Source organism: Sphingobium xanthum (genome assembly GCF_019737615.1).
Taxonomy (GTDB): domain Bacteria; phylum Pseudomonadota; class Alphaproteobacteria; order Sphingomonadales; family Sphingomonadaceae; genus Sphingobium; species Sphingobium xanthum.
Genome location: NZ_JAHKKS010000006.1, coordinates 23,143 through 44,822, shown reverse-complemented (window position 1 = coordinate 44,822; position 21,680 = coordinate 23,143). Strand labels below are relative to the sequence as shown.

At 57.8% G+C, this 21,680-nt stretch carries 13 protein-coding genes; 7 read left to right on the top strand and 6 right to left on the bottom strand.

What is annotated here, in order from left to right; translation table 11 throughout:
• Positions 1-236: 236 nt before the first annotated feature.
• From KM135_RS11270 to KM135_RS11240, 7 genes are all read left to right on the top strand, one after another.
• Positions 237-1,826 carry a DUF6119 family protein gene (locus KM135_RS11270; RefSeq protein ID WP_221714123.1) on the top strand — a complete coding sequence of 530 codons (1,590 nt, stop codon included), beginning with the start codon at positions 237-239 and terminating at the stop codon, positions 1,824-1,826.
• Positions 1,827-2,455: 629 nt separating this feature from the next.
• A complete protein-coding gene (locus KM135_RS11265) occupies positions 2,456-8,872 on the top strand; it encodes a hypothetical protein (protein ID WP_221714122.1) in 6,417 nt (2,138 codons plus the stop codon).
• 25 nt (positions 8,873-8,897) lie between these two features.
• A complete protein-coding gene (locus KM135_RS11260) occupies positions 8,898-10,067 on the top strand; it encodes a restriction endonuclease (protein WP_221714121.1) in 1,170 nt (389 codons plus the stop codon).
• A gap of 497 nt (positions 10,068-10,564) precedes the next feature.
• The gene (locus KM135_RS11255; protein ID WP_221714120.1) at positions 10,565-11,122 is read left to right on the top strand and encodes an RNA polymerase sigma factor; all 558 of its coding nucleotides are present in this window, start codon (positions 10,565-10,567) and stop codon (positions 11,120-11,122) included.
• On the top strand, positions 11,119-12,123 hold the full coding sequence (locus KM135_RS11250) for a FecR family protein (RefSeq protein ID WP_221714119.1): 1,005 nt from the start codon (positions 11,119-11,121) through the stop codon (positions 12,121-12,123). The genes KM135_RS11255 and KM135_RS11250 overlap by 4 nt, the downstream gene beginning before the upstream one ends.
• Positions 12,124-12,234: 111 nt before the next feature.
• The gene (locus KM135_RS11245) at positions 12,235-14,829 is read left to right on the top strand and encodes a TonB-dependent receptor (RefSeq protein WP_221714118.1); all 2,595 of its coding nucleotides are present in this window, start codon (positions 12,235-12,237) and stop codon (positions 14,827-14,829) included.
• Positions 14,830-14,882: 53 nt separating this feature from the next.
• Positions 14,883-17,009 carry an Atxe2 family lasso peptide isopeptidase gene (locus KM135_RS11240; RefSeq protein ID WP_221714117.1) on the top strand — a complete coding sequence of 709 codons (2,127 nt, stop codon included), beginning with the start codon at positions 14,883-14,885 and terminating at the stop codon, positions 17,007-17,009.
• Here KM135_RS11240 and KM135_RS11235 read toward each other — a convergent pair.
• From KM135_RS11235 to KM135_RS11215, 6 genes are all read right to left on the bottom strand, one after another.
• Positions 16,991-18,796: an asparagine synthase-related protein gene (locus tag KM135_RS11235; protein ID WP_221714116.1), complete on the bottom strand. Its 1,806-nt coding sequence runs from the start codon at positions 18,794-18,796 to the stop codon at positions 16,991-16,993. The two genes, KM135_RS11240 and KM135_RS11235, sit on opposite strands and share 19 nt — an antisense overlap.
• Positions 18,796-19,455, bottom strand: coding sequence for a lasso peptide biosynthesis B2 protein (locus KM135_RS11230; protein WP_221714115.1), 660 nt, complete (start codon positions 19,453-19,455; stop codon positions 18,796-18,798). Before KM135_RS11230 ends, KM135_RS11235 begins: the two co-directional genes overlap by 1 nt.
• Before the next feature lie 57 nt (positions 19,456-19,512).
• Complete coding sequence (locus tag KM135_RS20010; protein WP_281422165.1) at positions 19,513-19,647, bottom strand: hypothetical protein; 135 nt, start codon at positions 19,645-19,647, stop codon at positions 19,513-19,515.
• A 190-nt stretch (positions 19,648-19,837) separates the two neighbouring features.
• On the bottom strand, positions 19,838-20,464 hold the full coding sequence (locus tag KM135_RS11225) for a GntR family transcriptional regulator (RefSeq protein ID WP_221714114.1): 627 nt from the start codon (positions 20,462-20,464) through the stop codon (positions 19,838-19,840).
• A gap of 272 nt (positions 20,465-20,736) precedes the next feature.
• Entirely contained in the window at positions 20,737-21,027 is a 291-nt protein-coding gene (locus tag KM135_RS11220) for a helix-turn-helix domain-containing protein (RefSeq protein WP_343228180.1), read from the bottom strand.
• Positions 21,027-21,293, bottom strand: coding sequence for a hypothetical protein (locus KM135_RS11215; protein ID WP_221714113.1), 267 nt, complete (start codon positions 21,291-21,293; stop codon positions 21,027-21,029). Before KM135_RS11215 ends, KM135_RS11220 begins: the two co-directional genes overlap by 1 nt.
• Positions 21,294-21,680 lie beyond the last annotated feature (387 nt).

Below are 21,680 nucleotides of genomic sequence, written 5' to 3'. Positions count from 1 at the left end.
CAGCAACGCACCCTGAGTTCCGTGCTTCAGGTGATCGGCAGACGATCCCGAAAGCCGTCTTTTGTTCAGCGGATTCGGAACGATCGGCAACTAGACACTCCGGATCGGATGAATTTGGTGCAAGTTCTTTCCGTAGCTGCCCCGAAGCGGCTATATGTTCGTCGGGAGGGTAGGAAACATTGGCAAGTAATCCAACCGCGGCACCGACAGTTAACAGCGTCGCCTTGTCGCTACGCTTGCTGAAGGTTGCGACCGTAACAGAAGCGCTCAAGGCCGATCACGAACTCCGCCGGATGGCAAGCGAGGTTGGAGAGCTCTGGGTCGGCCAATCGGATGCCAACCCGCCCGGATGGGTCGATTTTCTAGGACAGCTCGCTCCTGCTGTCCGTACCGAACTGCAAACGCAAAGTTGCGCCGCGATCTTGTTCGTGGAGACGGCGACGCCGGTGAAGCGGCTCTTTGCGATATGCTTTGGTCAAGGCCATCACGCGCTCGACGAGAGTTCTATTGAGCAGGGCTTTGGGCTTAAGGTGACGCTCAACCAGGTTTCGCGTGACCGGCTTCGCACGATCGACAGCGCCACGCTAGATTCGACCGTGATGCAAAAGCGTACCCAGTCGAGCCGCAATGCGGACCTTGGAGCGTTCGAGATCAACACTGATCGCGACTTGATCAGGTTGGCTGCGGGCAACCCAGCTTCCAGCACCTTCGCTAAGGCGCTGGCAGGGCGGGATGCTTTGTCAGTTCGCGCGCCTGTCGCACCCCGCGCTATCATTCCTTATTGTGAACGCGCGCTCGAAATATATCACGAGAAGACTTATCAGCGGGACTTCAAGTTCGTCGACCATGTCCAACCGGTCGGCGACCGCAAGCTTCGCGACACGCTCGACGCGCTTGCTTTCGCAGAGCTTTCCGCGCTTGTCGCCGGCAAGGCATCGGACCTGCACCTCGCTATCCCGGATATCCTCGCGCCAGAGGAAGACTTGGAGATTGGCTATTTTGGCTTGGGGCTGTCATCAGGTCGAAAGTCGGCTTTTACCGAGCTCGCCATCGAGGATTATGTTGCCGAGCTCCAAAAGGGCGACTTTTCGTCCATCGCCAGCATGGCCGAGCTCCGGGCATCGCATCAGGTTTGTGTGATCAAGAACGGCCAAGCCGACCGCGAGCATCGTCGAAAGCTATATTCGTGCTTCGTGTTCGAAGCGCAGCACAAGAAACTGACCTATGTCCTCTTCGATGGGCAATGGTACCTTGTTGACCGCGCATTCTATGCGGAGGTGGAGAAGGCTTATCTAGGCCTTGTAACGCCTGCCTTTGCACCCTCGACCACGGCCAAGAATGAGCGCGCATTCATTGCCGAACTGCTGGCAAACTCCCAGCTGCTTTGCTTGGATCAGGCACGGGCTAGTCCGGCGGGTGCAACGGGCGCTAATTTCGAACCTTGTGACTTCCTGTCGGCGGGCCGCCAGCTAATCCACCTGAAGGACGGTCATAGCTCTTCACCGCTGAGCCATCTGTGGAATCAAGGTCTTGTATCAACCGAGAGCTTCGTCCGCGATTCAGCCTTTCGTACTGCGTTTCGCAAAGCCGTAACCGTCCGCGAAAAACAATACAGAAGGTCCGGATTTTTGGCGTTGATTCCCGACGGGCGCACCAAGCCCCTGCCGTCTGATTTCACCGTCGTCTATGGCGTGATGCGCCATCCCAATGCCCGGACGGGGTCCTTGAGTCTTCCGTTCTTCAGTAAGATCGCGCTGCGAGCGGTGGCCGAGCGGCTCGACATGATGGGCTTTAAAGTCGAACTCCACTTGATAGCCAAGACTTAGGGTAGCCGACAGAGTTAGCTAAACTAGCCACCACAGCCGGCATAGCTTGGCGCGGCACTCGTGCGGATACGAAGAACCCGTCGGACGATTAACCGCTTTCCAGAACCACTGCCTGAACGAAGACACATGGCCACTGGGCCATTTCTCTCTTCTGTGACGCCGGTCGGGCAAACACTGGAAATCAGCTCCTGCTGAGAGTTGCTGTTCGGCATGGAGCTTGGGAGGGCAGAATTGTCTCAGCTCGCCAGGCGAGCAGCTAGCTGAACGAACGGCAGCTACCGGGCAGCGTAATTTCGCTGTCGAATGTCCGGGTTCAGGGCGGCTGCGGCCCGGTCGTGCTGGCACATGCGAACGACAGGTGTTCTCCTCAGCGGACATGTGAGTACCCACCTCTGAACGGCGTGAGCTGGCCGGCAGCTGCCGCCTTGATCGCGGTCATTCGATCGCTGGAAAACAATGCCCGAAAACGGACGTTCATTCATCTATGCCGCCTTGGCCCATATTGGCATATTCACGATTGTCCAGTTCAAATGGGGAGCTGGACCAGTTGGCCGTTGACGGCGCTTTGTGGCTAGCCAAGATGTTCTTCAAGGATACGATCTGAATCAGAATATGAGTTCGAGGGTAAGGTGGCGACGAGCTTTCTAGGTGCGATCGCTTCAGGGGCAGGGGACGACTTTCACTATCGCTGGGTGGCGCGTGAAATTCTTCGTCTGCTTGATCCTGGAAACTCGGTCGTTTCGATCAAAGTTGAGGGCCTCCCAATCGACCAAGTCCAAGGCGATCTTGGAGAGCATGGTCAGGCCGTCGATGTGGCGCTGACACTGGACGAGGACGGACAACGACGCTTTCAGTATCTCCAACTGAAATATTCTCCGTCCCATCCAAAGACCTCTTGGACTTGGGCGCGCCTTCTCCAACCGAAAGTGAAGGGCAAGAACCAGACCAGCGTGCTGGGAAAGCTTGCCGGATTGATCAAGGCTAGCTCATTCACCGCCACCTTCTCCATCATTACAAATCAGCCTCTTGCCGAGGAGGTGCTGCGCGATGTGAAGGCATTGCGTGACAAGGTTTCGGCCAAAGAGGTTCCCCTAGAAGCGCGCGCTGCCGAACTTCAGACGAAGTTAAGTCTGGTTGGCAACGAGCTGCTTCAGTTCCTAACCTTGTGGGATCTCGACGCTTTCAATTCCGTACCAAGACTATCTCTCGAGATGGAGGTTGTCAGGCGTCTTGCCGACATGACGGACGCTGACGCGCAATCGGATGCAGCCCGGCTGCACCGTTACGTCTTTCAACTGATGCTGCCGGAGGGCGCGGGCGCCTCCGAGCTGACCCGTGAAGCTCTCCTTGTCTGGCTCGGCGCAGGAGCCACAGAAATCTTCTTTCCGGCGCCTTCACGTATCGCTGTACCGGATGCACTTGTCGAACGCGACATTGTTTCGAGCCTCGCAACATACCTGGCGGAACCGATGAAGCGCCCGCTGCGATTGCACGCTGAAGGCGGATGCGGGAAAACGAGCCTAGTCGCCACCCTCGACCGAAAACTGCCCGAAGGCTCCGAGCTGTTTCTCTACGACTGCTATGGTGGCGGTCTGTTCCTCACCACCAATGAACAAAGACATCTCCCGGGCCGCGCCTTCACGCAAATAGGGAACGAGATGGCTGGCCGCCTGCGGACGCCGTTCGTAATTCGAAGGAACGAGAGCGTCGATGCGTTCAGCGCCTTTCACAGGCGCGTCATCGCCGCTGCCAAAGTCCTAGCTGAACGTAGCAGTTCTGCCCTTCTAGTCCTTGCCTTCGATGCGGTCGACAATGCCAGAACTGGCGCCGAACATTGGCAGGATCGTTGTTTCCTAGATCAAATCGTCGCCGCATCGAATTGGCCGGAGAATGTACGGATCATCGTCACTTGCCGCACTTCCCGGCTGACGCATGTCGGTGAGCCGCATCTGTACGACGACTTCCCAGTCAGTGCCTTCACCGGCCGCGAAACGGAAGCGCTAGTCGATCTGCGTGCGCATGGGTGGTCTTTAGAGACTAAAGAGGCGCTGCACGATCTGACAGGCGGCAATCCTCGGCGGTTGACCTATGCGTTAGAAGGCCTTGGATCGGGCGATGAGCAAGTCACTGTTCAGCGTCTGTTGCCGCAGGCCATTGGCATTGATCCGCTATTTGAGACACGCGTTAAGGAAGCGGGTGTCAGAATTGGAGGCTCAGAAAGGCTTTGGCCGATGCTCAGTGCCTTGGCTCGACTTCCGCGTCCTGTTCCCGATGACATTCTTGAAAGGCTGGGGAAGCTCAAGCCAGGCGAGATTGTCGACGTCGCGAACGATGTTGGCGGGCTCACGCGTCATCCCGAAGGCTGGGCTTTTCACGACGAAGACTTTGAAGCATTTGTTGATCAGAAAACGGCTGATGGTTCCGTGCAGCTGCTTCAAGGCGCTGCCCAATTGCTAGCTCACCTTGCACCGACACATCTTTATGCCTGCAGAGCGCTTGCCGAGCTGCTTGTGAGCACGAACGATCTCGAAAGCCTGTTCGATCTCGTTCTAAACCCAGGTCAGTTTCCAGCGGGCCTAACCGAGATTGAGGCGGAGTTTATCCAATCTCAGCGGCTCACACTCGGGCTGAGAGCATGTAGAGCCGGCAATGACATCGGGGCTGCGACCAAGCTCTTGCTCGCCTCGGCCGAAGCGATTGCCCGCCGCTCACGCCTCGAAAATGTCATCGGCGACAATCTCGACCTCTCCGCTCAGCATGAACCTGAAACTGCGCTGCGGCTGCTGTTGACGAGACAGCGATTTCGAAAGCGTCAGGCCGCTCTTCGGATCGAAACCGCAGCCCTCATGGCTCGCGAAAAGCCCGCCGTAGCGAGGAAACATTTTCACTGGTGGAACCAGTATCTCTCATCCTTGTCTGTCGAACCCAAAGAGATCGAACTTTTCGCACATGATGTCGCGGCCGAGTATCGCTTCACCACCGAGGCCTATGGAGAGGATGTCGCTCGAGAAAGGCTCCTGGCGTGGAGGCCAGTTCGTCTCGTCGGGGACGTCTTTAGAAAACTGACCTCGGATTATGCGGGAAGCCGGCCAGCATCCCTTCTCTCAGCCATTGAACAGCGTTCGTGGCCACCTGAGATGCTTGCACCAATCATGGCTGCGGCACTCTTGGCCGGCGTGACCTATGACGAACCGATCTTGAAACACGCGCTGATACGGCTTTCGACTGTCAAGCGGACACGGTGGCCTCGCACGATTGACAATTTCGCACAGCCGGCATCGATCCTTGCTTGGCATGAAGCCACGCTGTTTCTGTGCGAGCGCGCTCTTCCATCTCGAGACCTGCATCCATTCATTGAACGGGTGATGGAGAACGCCTTCCCAAAGCCCGACCCTCAAGAAGGTTTCGAACTCAGCCGCATTGGATCCGCTGCGTCATGGCATGGACGCCGCATGGCTTTGGCAGAGGTCCTGAAGGGAATGCCGATCTCACTCGATCAATGGCTTCCACCCGCACGCAAACTCAGCGGTGAGGAAACAAAATCGGAACTCTCGACATCTGGAAGAAAGTCAGAAGCAGAGAATTGGAACCGGACCAGAGACCGGACGAAAGATCTGCTCGAACTTGCATTGCGCTCTGCGCGAGCGACGATCGCCCTGCTGATTGGAGGAGCCCAAGGTCCCGAGGCCTGGAAGACATTCGCCGCAGCGCTAGACGCCGATCGACGTTACGGGCTGCAGTTGGATGGGCGGGAGGGGAACTCCGCCTTTCGGATGATCAGAGCGCATCTGGCGCATGCATCGCTGTCTGAAATCACCATCCCCGATTGGATGCCCGCTGTGGATCGGCTCTTGCGCGGATGGCGGGTGGCATCGACCGAGAACTTCCTGGAGATTGCGCGCACCTTGGGTCTGATACCGGCCGGGCACGACGCCGCGCTCGATCTGCTGGTCTGGACAAATGCAAGAATAATTGCCGATCCCGGTGTAGCCAGCGAGAAGGCAAAGCAGCAGATCGCTTGCTCTCGCATCGCTTTGCCTCTCGATGCGTCCCTCTCGAAACAGCTTTTTGACGACGCTCTTCGAAGCACTGAGAAAATCGATGTCGGAGCGCTGACCGAGCTGCACACCGCTGGACTCATATCTGCAGCAGGCCTTGGTGGGTCTCGCGCGGAGCGGCTCGCCCTCGCTCAGCATTTGGCTGACACGGCGGGTGCCGTGTCAGCCACCCTCGATGTGGGTGGTGATTTCGATTGGTCCGACATAACCGCAGCTATCACGCAGGCCGACCTGGGTGCGGGGCTTGCATGCGCCGCTCGATGGAACGATCGAGGCGTCGTTCAATTGTCCTGGTCCCTGCCGTCGCTTCTCGATTGCTCCGCTGGACAGGGCTTAACTCCTGAACAGCGTTACGCGCTTCACCTTTTGGTCGGCGAAGAGTCCCTTCCTAAGGCTCCGGAAAGCACACCATGGCCAAAGGCCGTCGCGGAACATCACTTGCACATTCGCAAGCTGGAAGGAGAGATTGTTCCGTTTGTTGACGCGCTCAACGATCTTCAGGCGGCTACCGGAAACGACCGCGCACATCTCGATGAGGCGCGCGTGCTTCGGGATCTGTTTCTATCCTGGCAGAGTTCTTCGTCAGGGTTCTCTGACGGCGCTATCGACGACATCGTCCCCACTGATCCGCCTCTCAATGATATCGAGGCCATTAAGCTTGCCATTTCGGAAAGCGAAGCAAAGCATGGACCTGCCCTTCTTGAGATAGCGAAACGCATCGGGAAACGACAGCTGCGTGTGCCCTTTCTGAACGTAGCGATCGATATCTCGGGGTCCGATGGCAGTTTGGGATATGTCCTTCCGGAGATACTCGACAGATGGATTGACTATCCGCCAGTCGAGCAATGGGCTCGCACGGAAATGGGGGCCTATTTGGCGAGGTCTCTCCCCAATCTTTTCGCGTGGAATTATCGCGACATCGAAGCCATCGAGGCGCTGTTAGTCGCGAGCCGGATCGACCAGGATGGACAGGCTGAATTGCTGCTCGAGGCCATCGCGCAGAATGCGGAGCACCTTCATGCGGATCATTTGTTTTCGCTCGTCGGGGTAATCGCAGCGCGCGTGCCACCGCCTACTCGCAACGCCTTGCTATCTCACCTGCTGGGCAGGCTAAATGAAAGGTCGAAGCACCCCGCAAAGGTTGAAGTGGCCAATGACCCGGTGCCCGAGAGCAGCGCCACTTGTGTCGCGCAACTTCTTTTTTCCGTCATGGGCGACGTGGAGCGGGACGTTCGCTGGCGAGCCACGCAGGCGGCTTACTTCCTTCTGAAGCAAGATGACGCCGCGGTAGAACCGCTTATAGAGCAGCTCGACGCTGACCCCGACGGTGTTTTCGCTGGCTCTGACTTTTACACTTTTGCCGCACGGGAGCAGCTTATGCTCGCCTTGTGGCGGGCGAGTGTCGACGTCCCCTTAGTAGTGGCGCGTTACGCCTCGAAAATCCTGGAGTCCATTCGGGCCACACCGCACCTTGTCATTCGCGAAGTTGGGCGTCGTCTTCTGCTGCGCCTCGCTGATGGGGGCGCAGTCACCCTACTTCCCGATGATCGGCAATGGCTCGAACGACTAAATCGGCCTGGCTCGGGAGCAAAGCAAAAGGAACTGCCCGAGGGTTTGGACAATCGGCGCGATCGGCGAACCGACCGTAAATTCAGCTTCGACGATACCGATACGATACCCTACTGGTACGCAAAACCCGCGGCTTTGTTTGGATTGCCGATGCCGGATTTCCTCGATCATGTGGAGGGTTGGATCCATGGTCGTTGGGGCTATGGCGAAAAGGCAGCCTGGTGGTTGCAAGATCCGCGCGTTGACCGGTTGGCAATGGTTGAAGACGGGCATTTCTCGCACCGCCATGGCACCCGTCCCCTCGCTGATCGCCTGTCTCGCTATCTCGAGTGGCACGGGATGATGTGCGCTGTTGGCGAGTTGGCCGAAACGAATGAACTGGCGCCGGACCGCTACGGCAACAGTTTCGAAGAATGGCTTTCCGGGCTCCTACCGTCGCACAGTCCCTTCTGGCTCAATGATTTCCGCACAAGTGCGCCGTTGGAGAAACGTTTCTGGGGCTATCCGCCGGTGGACGACGTCGCAGAAGCGGGGCGGGACGAGGAGGACGAGCACGACGAAACAGATGGTACCGATCCCTGGCCTCGGTCGGTGTCCTATGCCGTCTTTGAACAAGAGATTTCAAGCAATCCGGCATCAATCCCAATCGCAGGTGATTATACGTTGCGCTGGGATGATCGTGCTCAAGATGTCGATATCAGTTCGGCTCTCGTCACCCCGGCTACGGCCTCAGCCCTGGCACAGGCCCTCCTGACAACTTATAATCGCATGGACTTTCTTGTGCCGGCGGTGCGAGAGCATTCGGAGATCGATGAACCTGGATATCAGTTCATTGGCTGGCTCCGTCGCGGCCGAGACGAGAATGAAGCTGAGCGAGGCAACCTTGCGAGCGGCAATGTGTCCGATCTCGCCACAAGACCCGTGGAGGCGAGGTGCGGTCGACCGGGCCTTCGGTTCGATCATGACATATCCGCCTTCGTCCTCCCAAACGATGTGGCGGCAATTAACCTCCACATGTGGGGGGCGGAGGGCGCCAGGAATGGTGTTGGTTGGCGAGCAAGTGCTACGACGGATTTCCTTGATCGCCTGGTCGCCAACACAGGGATGACCCTGCTCATCTGCGCCGAAATAGCGCGTCGGCAGCATCATGGCTCGCGCGGAGAGCGGGGCACTCGATGGGCTTTGTGGCTCTATGAAGCTGGAACCGGGTTGAGGCGCATCCGGAGAATACGTCGGGGTCTCGGTCCAGTACTGGTGAGGAAAGCTGGCCTCACCCATAGCGTTGATTACTTTGCGAGATGGCGCTTGCACCACGCTGCGGAGCTCGCAAATTGCCCTGATGACCTAGACGAGCCGAACCGGATGTCGCGGCTCGCAAGTGCCAAAGACATATGCCGGCAATTCCATATTTTATCGTGATTGCGCAGGACGCTAAGGTTGTAGGATGATCAGTGACGACGAGTATCTTGAGCGCATCGTTGCCGGCATTCATGCGGTCAGTAGCAATGACGCGGATGTCAGGTGGAATGAAAAGATAAACGGCCGCCAGTTCGACGTTGTCGTCCGTTTTCGGCTGGGGACGTTATCTTACCTCGTGGTCGTCGAGGTGAAGAACCGATCTCGCCGGGCAAGCGCCTCCGATCTGGAAGCATTCGTGACGAAGGCACGGGATCAGCAAGCGAACAAGGCGGTCTTCGTAACCGTTGCTGGATTTCAAGAAGGCGCGCTGACCGTCGCCAAAAAACACGGCGTGGACCTCTTCACAATAGAGTTCGATCAAGAGGTCGCGGAGCTGTCTCCGACGATGTCGTTCGTTGCGATGCATAATCCCCATTATGTTGGCGACCGCGTGCCTCGCCTATCCTTAAGCGAGCCGGTGCTGATGCAGGTCGTGGAACACGCACGCCTTCACTATTCGGACGGCCAATCCTTCGATGTCCCGGACGAAGCGTCCCAGATGAACTACTACACCGCGAAGTCGACATTCGAGGATGGAACAAGTTTGGGAGATCTCATCCAGAGCGCTCCGTTTGAGCCGCTTGCGGAGGGCATGAGCAGAAAGACTTCGATCACCTTAGACCCGCCATCGAATATCAGCCCGCCAGACGAGTATTTTTTTCCGTCAGGCGTCCTTGAAAAGGTCGACCTTACCTTCTTCGCCGAGGAGCGCCGGGCTTTGACCGGAAACATTCTGATCGAGCCCTCGACGTTCGCCAGCCCCGTAAAGTATCGCAATGTTCTGACTGGAGAGGAGACGACGTACTCGAGGGGGGATTTGCCCTTGAACACCGAGCCCCTGGCAGTGGGCGGCTTCTATCTTCAGATGCATCCAGTGAGATTTTATCATTGCGATGCTGTAGCGGAAAAGTTGGTGACGTGGAGCTTGATCGAGAGTTTCCAATCAAATCAGCTCATCCGCAGCACTTACACTCAAGAAAAAAAGTATGGCGTTTTCTACATTCCGGTTAGCGACAGGACTATCATTGGGCGTTTACGATCACGCCTCGCGGATTATCGTGAGCTATCGGCTGCCTCCCCACATGCATCGATGAAGCGGCGAGTGACTCCACTGCGTAAAAAGGCACGTCGCCCTAAAGCCCTGCGCGGACGGTAGGACATCGAATAAACAGAATTCCGGTTTGATGGGCGGCGCTTAACCGCTCCACTAGCCAAGGGCTGTCCGTTTAGATCGTCCGACCTCTTCTGCCATGCCGCAGCCCGCGAGCAGCCGAATGTAAAGCCTGATGGCCCAGAACTTCTGGGGATTCGAAGCTAACTACCTGTTTAGCCGACTGGCTAAAATCTACTCTGTTGAATCTTCATGCCGACACTGCCATTAATGTTGAGCAGGCCGGAGATCACTGGCACCGCCTGTGAGCAATATCTGCCAGGCATCATGCACGCCCGTCCGTCGGCCGGGTGGCCATTCCGGATCAAAATAGCGTCGCCGATCGGCGACGCTCGAACGATGGCATCCCTAAAGTAGCAGAGTTGGGAAAGACTGAAACTGCTGCTGTCGCCAGTGCGCGTGGACCGCACCGCCATGTTCGTTTTCAAAACAGTTGGCTCGCCCATTGACCGGCATCCGCAGACCGAGACCGCCGCTGCTCGATGAGCAGGTGGCCGGAAGGCGACGATGATGATGCACTTAAGCTAGTCGACAATCCGATATCTGGACCAACAGTCGAACAGCTGTATCTGACAGAGTCACGACGCCTCACTCATTATTTTCGACGCCATGTCGGCAACCGGGAGGATGTGCTGGATCTCATCCAAGAGACATTCACGCGGTTGCTGAGCGCCCACCCATGCGGACAGCTCAAAAATCCGCGAGGCTACCTTCAGCGAATTGCCCGTAACCTGCTTTTCAATCGCTCGAAGAAGGCCGAGACTAAATATTTTGGTGCGCAGCTGCCATCGGAGCCTGTTGGCGAGCTTTCTGTTCCACCAGATCAATCTTATGAAATTGAAGTGGAGGATGTACGCAGGAAATATCGGCAAGCCGTCGATGCCTTAAGCCCAAGGACGCGGGAGGTGTTCTTACTGCATCGCGTCCAGGAGCTCAGCTATAAGGCAATCTCCGAACGCTTGGAAATCAGCGTCAGCACGGTCGAATATCACATCGCGCGCGCGCTCGTGTATATCGGCCGAGCATTGGACGACGAATGACCGACATCCCGCCAATCCACGGCCTAGAGTCAGCCGACGAATTGCTGCGCGAACAAGCCGCCCTCTGGTTCTCACGCATGCGTGGTCCAGATGCCGATTCATGCAGGTCCGAGTTCGAAGCTTGGCTCGCACGCGATAATCGGCATCATAGAGCCTATAATCGCGTCGCGGAGATCTTCAGCGCCGGCAAGACGCTGCGCGGCCAAGAACTCCTGCCAGAAGGAAAGCCACGAGCTCGAGTTGCTGTTTTTACCGCTTTCGTTGCCGTCATCCTGGCGACTGGGATTGGAGCTTCGTTTTTCGTGGCTCTACATCGCGAGCAGCTTGCCGAAAACAACGTTGCGAGCCCACTCCGGTTCGTCACAGGCCGAGGCGAAGTCCGGACAGTTCGCCTTCCTGACGGCTCGTCAGTCACCCTGGACACCGATAGCCTGCTTACCCTCGCTTATGACGCGTCAGGTCGGAGGCTCAGGCTGTTGCGTGGTCGTGCGCGCTTCGATGTCGCCCATGAACCCCGTTCCTTCGTGGTGGCGGCGGGCGATGGGAGAGTGACGGCTCACGGAACATTGTTTGATGTCCGAATTTTGCGCGATCGAGCAGTAGAGGTCAGATTGATCGACGGCATTGTCGATGTCGAGATCGCAGGTGAAGCTCGGCCTGTGATTGCCGCCATGCGGGTGACACGGTTGGAACCTGGCCAAGGGCTATCGTTCAAGGGCAGCGTTCTGACATCGCCAGCAACCGTCGTCCCGGAATATGATCTGAATTGGCCCAATCATCTTATGGACTATGACGGAGCGCCCCTCTCGAAGGTCATCATTGACGCGAACCGCAACTCTTCAATTCAAATCAGGCTTGGCGACGCCGGTCTCAATGATCTGCGCGTATCAGGCATTTTTCGCGTCGATAATACTGAGAAACTCGCGGAAAGGCTGGGGGCAACGTTCGATCTGACCGTTGATCGCAGCAACCCATCGGAGATCGTCCTGAGGGATCGGTAGGAGAAAGCAAAAAAATTCTGCTCGCCCCCTAAGGTCGGCACCTGTTCAGTTGTCGATGCACCTTGAACGCGACCGGAAATTCTTCCCGGCGCGATCGGGGGAACAGAGACAATGGCAATCCGCAAACGTTTTGGCGCGCTGCTTCTGGGCGTAGCAGCGATCGAATTTATGGCGGCAGCTCCGGGCACGGCACAGGTCTCCGCAAAACAGACCTACGATCTTGAAGCCCAGGATCTTGGCTCGGCATTGCGAGCCGTTGGGCGCGTGTCCGGGCGCCAGATCATTTTTCAGACCGATGAATTGACTGGCGCAACCGCTCCCCGACTTAAGGGCATTTACACCGCTGACGAGGCCATCGGAAGGATCCTGGGCGAAAGCGGTTTGACCGCTTCCTTCTCTCCTGATGCAGTCATCATCCGGGGGCGATCGTCGAAACCGGGGCCGCCGGCTTCGGCCTCGGTAGATGGGCAGCCTGAAGATGCCGATGCAATTCTCATCACCGGTTCGCGCATCCGCGGCGCTCCTGTCGCCTCCCCGGTGATCGTCCAGACGCAGCAGCAGATGCGCGACGCCGGCCAGAACAGTCTTGCTGACGCCATTCGAGCAATCCCGCAGAACTTCAACGGCGGACAGAACCCGGGGGTCGGCCTGAATGTGCCCGAAAGCAATGGCGTGTATACGGGGTCGGGTGCCGGCCTGAACCTTCGCGGTCTGGGGTCTGACGCCACGCTGACACTGCTCAACGGCCATCGTCTGCCTTACAATGTCTACGGTCAGGCCATCGACATATCCGCAGTCCCATTGTCCGCCGTGGAGCGCGTCGAGATCGTCGCCGACGGCGCATCGGCTCTTTACGGGTCCGATGCAATTGCCGGTGTGGCCAACGTCATCCTCAAGCGGGACTTTGAGGGCTTGAGCACCGGCGCGCGTTTTGGCGCTTCCACGGACGGCGGCAACCAGCAGCAACAATATAGCGTCGTGGGTGGCAAGACATGGACCAAGGGCGGCTTTCTGCTCGCCTATGATTTCGAACGCGACACTCCCATCCTCGCGCGCCAGCGTTCCTATGCCGCTGAAGTCTCGCGTGGGCTGACTCTTTTTCCCGCGCTCAAGCGCCACAATGTGCTGCTGAGCGGACATCAGGAGATCACCACCAATCTGACCTTCGCGATCGACGGACTCTACAACAAGCGATGGAGCTCCCGCTTTTACGCGCTCAATGCGGCTGGCGACTATTGGGCAAGCGGCGGTGGATCCCGTTACAGCAGTGAATCCTTGGCAGTCGCGCCATCGCTCACTTTGACCTTGCCGGGGTCTTGGACTGCAGAGCTCTCGTCCATGTATGGCGAGGATAAATCGAACTACGCGACACATCGCTCGACGGCCGGCGTCGAGACGATCGCGTCTGAGGGCTGCTACTGCAACAAGGCCCAATCGGTCGAGCTCGGGTTCGATGGTCCATTATTTCATCTGACGGGAGGCGACGCCAAGATAGCCTTCGGCGGCGGCTTCCGGTCCAACGATTTCCACGGCTATCGAACGCGCGGATCGGCCCAGAACATCAAGGTGTCGCAGGACACCTACTATGCCTATGGCGAACTGAACCTGCCATTTGTCTCACCCGGTCAGGCGACGCCGCTGATCCATCGCCTCAGCTTGAGCGCAGCTCTCCGCTACGAGGATTATGCTCAAATAGACAGGGTAGCGACGCCGAAAATCGGCCTCATCTATTCGCCCTCTGCGGATGTCGACGTGAAGGGCTCATGGGGGAAGTCGTTCAAGGCGCCTACGCTCTACCAGCTCTACAATGTCCAGACAGCGCAACTGCAGACCGTGGCCAGCGTCGGAGGGACAGGTTACCCGACGACAGCCACGGCTCTCGGGCTTTTCGGCGGAAATCCGGCTTTGAAGCCGGAGCGGGCAACAACCTGGGCGGCAACGCTCGTCGTACGTCCCAGAATCCTTGGTCACGCGCGGTTGGAGATCAGCTATTTCAACATCGAGTATCGAGATCGTGTTGTCACGCCGATCACCTTCCTCGCTCAGGCGCTCTCCGATCCGATCAATCGCGACCTCGTCAAACTTGCTCCGAGCGAGGCAGAAAAGGCGTCCCTGATCGCAGAAGCGGACACCTTCTTCAACGCGACCAGCAGAGCCTATAATCCTGCAGACGTTGTTGCGATCTTCAATCGCATCAATCTCAACGCGGCGCGCCAGACAGTCAGCGGCGTCGACGTTACCTTCGAATATGAGCACTCGCTGGGCAGCTATGGCTCGCTCACTGCTACGGGGAATGGCAGCTATCTCAAGAGCTCGCAGCAACTCAGCAACCTCCAACCCGTCACCGAACGAACAGGCACATTGTTCAATCCGCCCAAGTTTCGCGCCCGCGCGGGCCTCAGCTGGGATCAGGAGCGACTGACAGTCACCTCGTTTGTGAACCACATCGGCAGTGTCAGCGATTTGCGGACCGGATCCGGCATCAAGCTCGGCTCGATGACAACGGTGGATCTCACGGCACGTGTGAGGATCAGCCAGGGGCCTGCCATATTCCGCAACACAGATATCATCCTGTCGGCTCAGAATCTCTTCAACGACAAGCCAAGCTATCTGCGCGTCACCCAGTTTTACGACCCACCCTACGATTCCACCAATTATTCCCCCATCGGGCGCTTCGTCAGCTTTGGGATCACCAAACAATGGTGAGCCCAATAACCCCGTCAGTCCGAAATCGATCGGACTTGCACTCCTGGATTGTCATGCCGTTCTTCGTGGCCGGCGTGATGTCGCTCTGCCCGAGCCCCGTGCGGGCGGCTGCCTCATGTCAGGATATTCTCGTCGAACGGGAGCCTGCAACCACATCCAGACACGTGACGACCAGCGATTTGGTCAAACTGCGCGACGTCGGGTTCAGTCAGCAACAGCCGCAGGACAGTTCACTGGGAATCTCGCCGGATGGCGGCAAGCTGGCCTTCATCGTCACGCAGGGCGATGCGCGTTCCAACAGCTATTGCCAGGCTCTGGTCGTCATGGAGGTTCGATCTCATGCCAAACCAACGATACTCGACGTCGGTGGTGATCTGATCCTTGAGCCGATCGCACTTCGCGGCTTGAGAACGGACTACGGCCTGCCGGCAACCATCAGACCGCTGTGGTCCCCCGACGGTCAATGGCTTGCCTATCTCAAGCGCGAGAATGGGAGAATACAGGTCTGGCGTGCCGACGTGGCAGCCCGTTCCTCGCGGCCCGTGACGCATTCCGATTTCGATGTGGACGTGTTTGCTTGGTCGCGGGACGGAAGCACGATCGTCTTTGCCACGCGTACGGCATTGAGGATGGCAGAGGCCGCGATTGAACAGGAAGGCCGCAACGGCTTCCTCTTCGACGATCGGATCGTGCCCTATGCAAGCAGCCGACCCCAGATACGCTTGCCCGTACCCTTCGATTATCATGCGGTGGATCTTCGAAGCGGTGATCTTCGGCAAGCGACGGCGGCCGAGCGCGGGCTTCTGGCGCCCGGACAACCGGTGGGTTCGAAGCAGGCAGCACTGCTTCTCGCCCAAACTGGCAATGGCAAGGAGGCATGGACGAAACGGCGAGAAAACGATCGGCTGCTGAGCCCGGTCGATCTCTGGGTCACGAACGACGAAGGCAAGGAATTCAGATGCTCAGACCCGGCATGCACGGGGAACGGCATCGATCACGGCGTCCTTGCCATGTGGTGGATGCCCGACGGCCACGACTTGTTGTTCCTTCGACGTGGCGGCTGGGGTCATAGTGAGACCACGCTCTATCGATGGAAGCTTGGGCACAAGCCAAGACTGCTTCTGTCGACGACGGATATTCTGATCGGCTGCCAATTGGCCGGCGCCCAATTGGTTTGCGCCCGCGAGAGTTCAACCCAGCCACGCCGGCTCATCCTGATCGACTCCGGCACCGGCCGGTCAACACCGATATTCGATCCGAACCCGGAATTCGCGAGCAAGGGGCTCGGCAAGATCGAACGCCTGCATTGGCGCAATGAACTCGGTCTGGAATGTTATGGCGATCTGGTCCTGCCTCCCGACTATCAATCGGGTCAGAAGTTGCCCTTGATCGTCGTCCAGTATCTCACCCGCGGCTTCCTCCGCGGCGGAACAGGCGACGAGGTTCCGATCTTCGCTTTTGCGGATCGCGGCTATGCTGTTTTGAGCGTCAACAACCCGCCGCCCTTCTTTACGACCGGACAGGGAAGCAATCTGCAATCCATGCGAGATGCGACTGCTCTCAACAGTCGGGATTGGGCCGAACGGCGGAATGTTCATTCGTCCCTGATGACGGGCATTGATCTGGTGATCGCGCGCGGCCTGGTCGATCCGACGAAGATCGGGATCACTGGCCTCAGCGATGGGTCCACGACGGTCCAATATGCCCTCATCAATGCGCCGGACCGCTTTGCCGCCGCGTCGGTCTCAGCCTGCTGCGTGGAGCCGACGGGGATGATGATCTATGGCGGCATTGCTCTTGCCGAGGATAGAAGGCGCATGAGCTTTCCACCGGCCAGGGGTACAAGGCTGGAAGATTGGAAGCCCTTGTCGGTCGCCTTGAATGCTTCGCGCATCAAGGCGCCCCTGCTCATGCAACTGCCTGATCATGGCTATCTGTTGGGCGTCGATATCTTCATGGCGCTGCGCGAGGAGAAGAAGCCCGTCGAGATGTTCGTCTTTCCCGACGAGTATCACCTCAAATGGCAGCCAGCGCATCGGCAGGCGATCTACGATCGCAATCTCGACTGGTTCGACTTCTGGCTGCTGGGTCGGGAGGATCCAGATCCAGCCAAGGCCGAGCAATATCGTCGCTGGCAGCAGCTCCGCGTGGACGGCCAGCCTCAGAGGGCCGGCGCTTGATCGGTCCGCTCCGCTTTCATCGTGCGACCGGACCAAGTTCGTGCCCAAGCCTCTACGTCGACAAGCGTCATGATACGGAATGAAGCGATGTCGCGTGCCCAGTGATCCATGGCGAGCGACTGCTCCAGCGCCTTGGTATCGAGCAGTCCTTGCTCTGCCAGAAGACCGCCACAGAGCATGTCGCGGATCTTAGATCGGTTCGCATCCATGATCTCGACCACGAAACCATCGGGCGTTCCCTTCGACTGGCGATTGATGATGATGGATGGCAGGTCCTGTGCAAAAGCCGTTCGCGCAATTGCCCTGTTGCGGCCGCCCGCACACCACATCCAGCTTGGAATACGCAAGCACAGCTCAATCAATGGCTGGGACATGAGCGGCGACAATTTCGGCAATATCCGCTCCCGATTGAAGCCTTCGAGATGGTTCTGAAAACCCAGGATCCAGGCAATATGAAGTGCCTTGCCAGGCAGAGCTTCCGCCGGCGCATCTAGCCAAGGATGCGCCCCAAGGCCGGGAAGTTCATCCAACTCAAATGGAGTCAGAAACGTCTGATTGATCGGCCAGCGATAGCCTCGCTGTCGAGACAACGCTCGTAGCAGTCCCATCCGGGCTGCGGTCCAGAAGCTCGACTGGGTAAGAAGACTGACATCCCTGGCAGTCCGGGCGGCCGCCAAAACGCCCCCTGTCAGGAGGCGGTCGGCAATGGGGGAAGCCGAATGGGAGTAGCAGAAGATATTGTCGCCTCCTCCGCCTCCGAAGAAGGCATCCGCACCAATCTGCTTTGCGACATGGAGATATTCGCGATCCCCGGACTGCGCGAACGATCGTGCGATTGGCCGCGGAAGATGAGCCCCATCGCATCTCTCAACATCGATCTGTGCCGGATCCTCGAACACTTCGAATAGCGGCGCGTCCACGGCTTGCGCAGTCGCACGTGCAAATTCCCGTTCGTCGCCGGCTGGATGTTTTGTGAAGAGAGTGAGGCAGGAAAAGGGAACGTCTGATTGTGCCAGTGCGGCGGCAACGATGGAGGAGTCGAGGCCACCTGAAAGGCCGAGGAGGACATGCTCGTAGCCCGATGCCCAACTCGCGATGCAGCCGAGCGCCACCTCGCGAAGCCGGTTGATGGCCTCCATTTCATCATCGATCTGCTTCGAGGGATCCGCGAATTTCCAGGGAGACCAAAGCTGTTCCAGTGACCAGTTTCGGCCGACAATGGTCAGCCGGAACCCACGTATCAGCTCGGTCAAGCCGGCAAGACATGTTCCCGCTGGCCGCAACACCGGGATGAGGAGATGACGGGTGACATATTCCCAATCGATGACGGGCTTGAGCAAGCCGGTCTCGACCAGAAGTTCCGCGTTCGACGTGACCAGCGTCAGCTCTTCAACGCGGCAATAGTAACAGGGCAGCATGCCTGACGGATCGCGGGCGACATGTACGGCATCTCCATGCTCATCGGGCAGAAACGCGACATAACGCCCCCAGAAATCATCGACCAAAGAGGCGCCGTCGCTCGCCAGAATTGCCTGCTCGCATATGCTGTCAAAGGAACCGAGCCTTTTCCCCCCATCTGTGCCGGCAAACAGAGTTCCAAGCACAACGCCCTTGTCGCCTCCCAACACGCACGCTGGTAGTCCCGGGTTCGCGAGGACTACCATCCCGTCGGCGTCGATGAGCATCGAGAGATCGGTCTGTTTGGAAACTTGCGCTGCAACGGCACGAGCTCGTGCCATCATGGCCGGACTCGCAGAACCGATGATGGCGAGATAGTCGGACGACATCAGATCACCAGAATGGGGGTGAATGGCCGAATATTCTCCAGCCGGTCGTTGAGCACTGCGCCTTGATGCTGCACCCAGCAATGAGCGCGGAAGGGCCTGACGGCCACTCCGATGACCATCTCGGGGCGATGTCCGAGGCACAGCAGGTGGCGCATCAACGCGATTGATCGACGAAGGCACTGATCATGTGAAGTCATGATCAATCCGGCCCAGCGAAAGGCGGCCAAGACCTCAGAAATGGAGCCGCGAGCCCGCGTCGCTTCCTTCGCCTTTTGCAGCTCAAGCTGTCGAACGAGCTTCCACAGCGAACCTCTTTTCAGGCGTAAGGCACTGGCTATCAGGTGAGCGAGAGCGGCTGGTACATGTCGAAAACAGGAGCTCGGCGCCTCCAAGAGTTCGATATCCGAGACGGCCTGCAGTCCTGGGAGCCTGAGCTGGAACCGGTGGTCAGCGTCGCCATCAGACAAAAGTCGGCTGGCCACTAGCCGATCGAGCGCGTTCCGGTCTGCGCCGGTCAGGCTTTCACCGCCGACAAGCTTTGCGAAAGCTTCTTCCATGGTCGGCGGAAGGCCGGAATAGCGATCGGCCTTCAGATCGAGGAAGATCGTTCGCCCATCAACAACACAGAAGGAAATACCAGGCCGCAGTGCATAGCCCATGATCGGAAGCCCCAGCTTGGAGCCGGCGTGCGAGGCGCCCGCACGCCGGCGAGAAGGTCAATCGTTCGAGATGCCGAAGGAAATCAGCTCACCTTCGCCATCGACCGAACCATTGGGCGGGCCGTTGGTCTCGGCACTGGCGACGCCCAGCTCGATCAGCTGGTCGTCGCGATCTTCGATCGAATGTTGCATGACACACTCCTCATGTTTCGCCGCGTCAGCGCGGCAGGAGTGATTTTAAGTGCCGTTTCGAAAGAGCTTAAGTTTATAATCAAAATATACGTGACTTATAAATCTCCACCTCTGCTTATCGCCATCTTCATATGTTGAGAGCCAAGACTTGAAATTTCCTTAGAAAAATTATCGTCTATTTTTCATTGAGCTATTTGAATGGAGCCCATTTCTCGATCGTGTCCGCCAAGATTCTGACCTGCTTCATTCGAGATCGATGATAGGCGATTATGTTCTTCTTCAGGTTCAGATGAACACCGCTCTGAGCGGATTCCAGCAGAGCATGGACCTCAGCGGCGAGATCCTCACGCACATATGCCTCGGCGAGTCTCGCCGTGTAGAGCCGGTTGTTCAGTCCGGTAATGGTGCTCCAATATTCGTAGCTGAGGACCGCTCCACCGATAGCCAGGAACAGTTGTTCGACGACGGCGATAAGTGCGTCAGGCTCTTCCGAGAGAGCTTGATTGGCCGCGTCTCTGATGCCGCGCAGCAGTGTGGGACTGCGTGCCCGCTTCAGTGCCAGTTTGAGAACCTCGAGGTTCATCGCATATCGCGCATGAAGATCGAATTCGTTCTGGGAGAATGTGCGGTACCCTTCTCGCGGCCGGATGAAGAGCAATCCTTCTCCCGCGAGGCGTCTCGTGGCCTCCCGCAATGGCGTCAAACTCCAGCCGAAACGCTCGTTCAGATCCCGCGGGCTGATATAGTCCACATGGAGAAACTCTCCGCGCAGAATGGCCTTCTTCAGATCCCCGTAGATACGCTCGGCGGCTAGCATAGCCCCGCCTTTGCTGGTGCTTCGGCGTCGATGCTGTCTTGCTTGCCATTTGCGACGACGTTCGGTCGGATCGGCTGAACAGCGAAGGGCGCCGAGATCGCATGGAACTGCGACATCGTTGAATATCCCTGTCGAGAGAAATTTCGCGCGCCTGAAGGTCAAAGCTAATCACAAATGATAGACCGGATCAACATGATATATCTGGCCAAATTGGCGAGATCTCATAGGCTTATCTTGATTTCGCACTCAGATTTAGGGCAATTGCGGGATCGCTACTTCCCTTGAACACCGCTTCTTTCCACAAGCTCACGTAGACTGGCGAGCGTGATGAGCGTCGATGCGCCCACCTTTACCGCTTTGATTTCGCCCGCCTTGATGAGTTCGTAGAGTTTGGATCGACCCAATCCTGTTAACTGCATCGCCAATGGGATTCTGACCGTGAGAGGCTCAAAAGGTCTGGGCGCCGGGTTGGGAAGGATCGCCTCGTTCAGCATGATCTGACGCCTTGGTCGGCCACGCTTTCGGCGGACAGGCACAGGTTCAGAGAGATCTTTCTTCGCCATCAGAAGACTTCCTCTGACAGAGACGCGGGCAGCGCACCGATATCCCCAACGGTCTTCCTGCGGGGCCAGGCCATCAGGACGGAGTAGAGCTTTAACTGCGCGGTCAAGTGCTCGGCAAGTTGTAGACGAAGAGCCTCGGGCGAAATGTTTGTGTCGCTCCCTATGAGTGCGCTCAGACGCGCCGCCGAATTGGGCAGCTTGCTGAAAGCGTCATCGAGAAGGCGGTCGTAGAAACCATTGTCTGGCGCGGCGGGCAGAAGTGACATCGGCAGTTCCTCGCGATCGCCCGCCAAGCCGATCGAGGGATAATGTGATCCAAGCCACGCTGGCTGTCCAGTAGATCGACGAACGCGCCCCGAATTTTCCTCTGAAAGAACAGGCGTATTCGGAGCTGGAAATCTCCCGGCTAAGCAAAGGATTTTGTATTTGTCTGCCGCTGGCAGACAAAAGGTGACAAACTAAATCAAATACTTGGCCGCTGTTGTCGAATCGCTTGGCAGACACGTCCGACAAGATGTGACAAAATCGGTGACAGTTTGTGACACCCGGAAACCCGCAGAAATCTAACGAAAATGGCATCGCAGCACCCGTGCGTACGGTGCATTACAAAACGGCCTCGGCCGTGCGTCACTTCTTTCGCAGCGCGCTTGCCC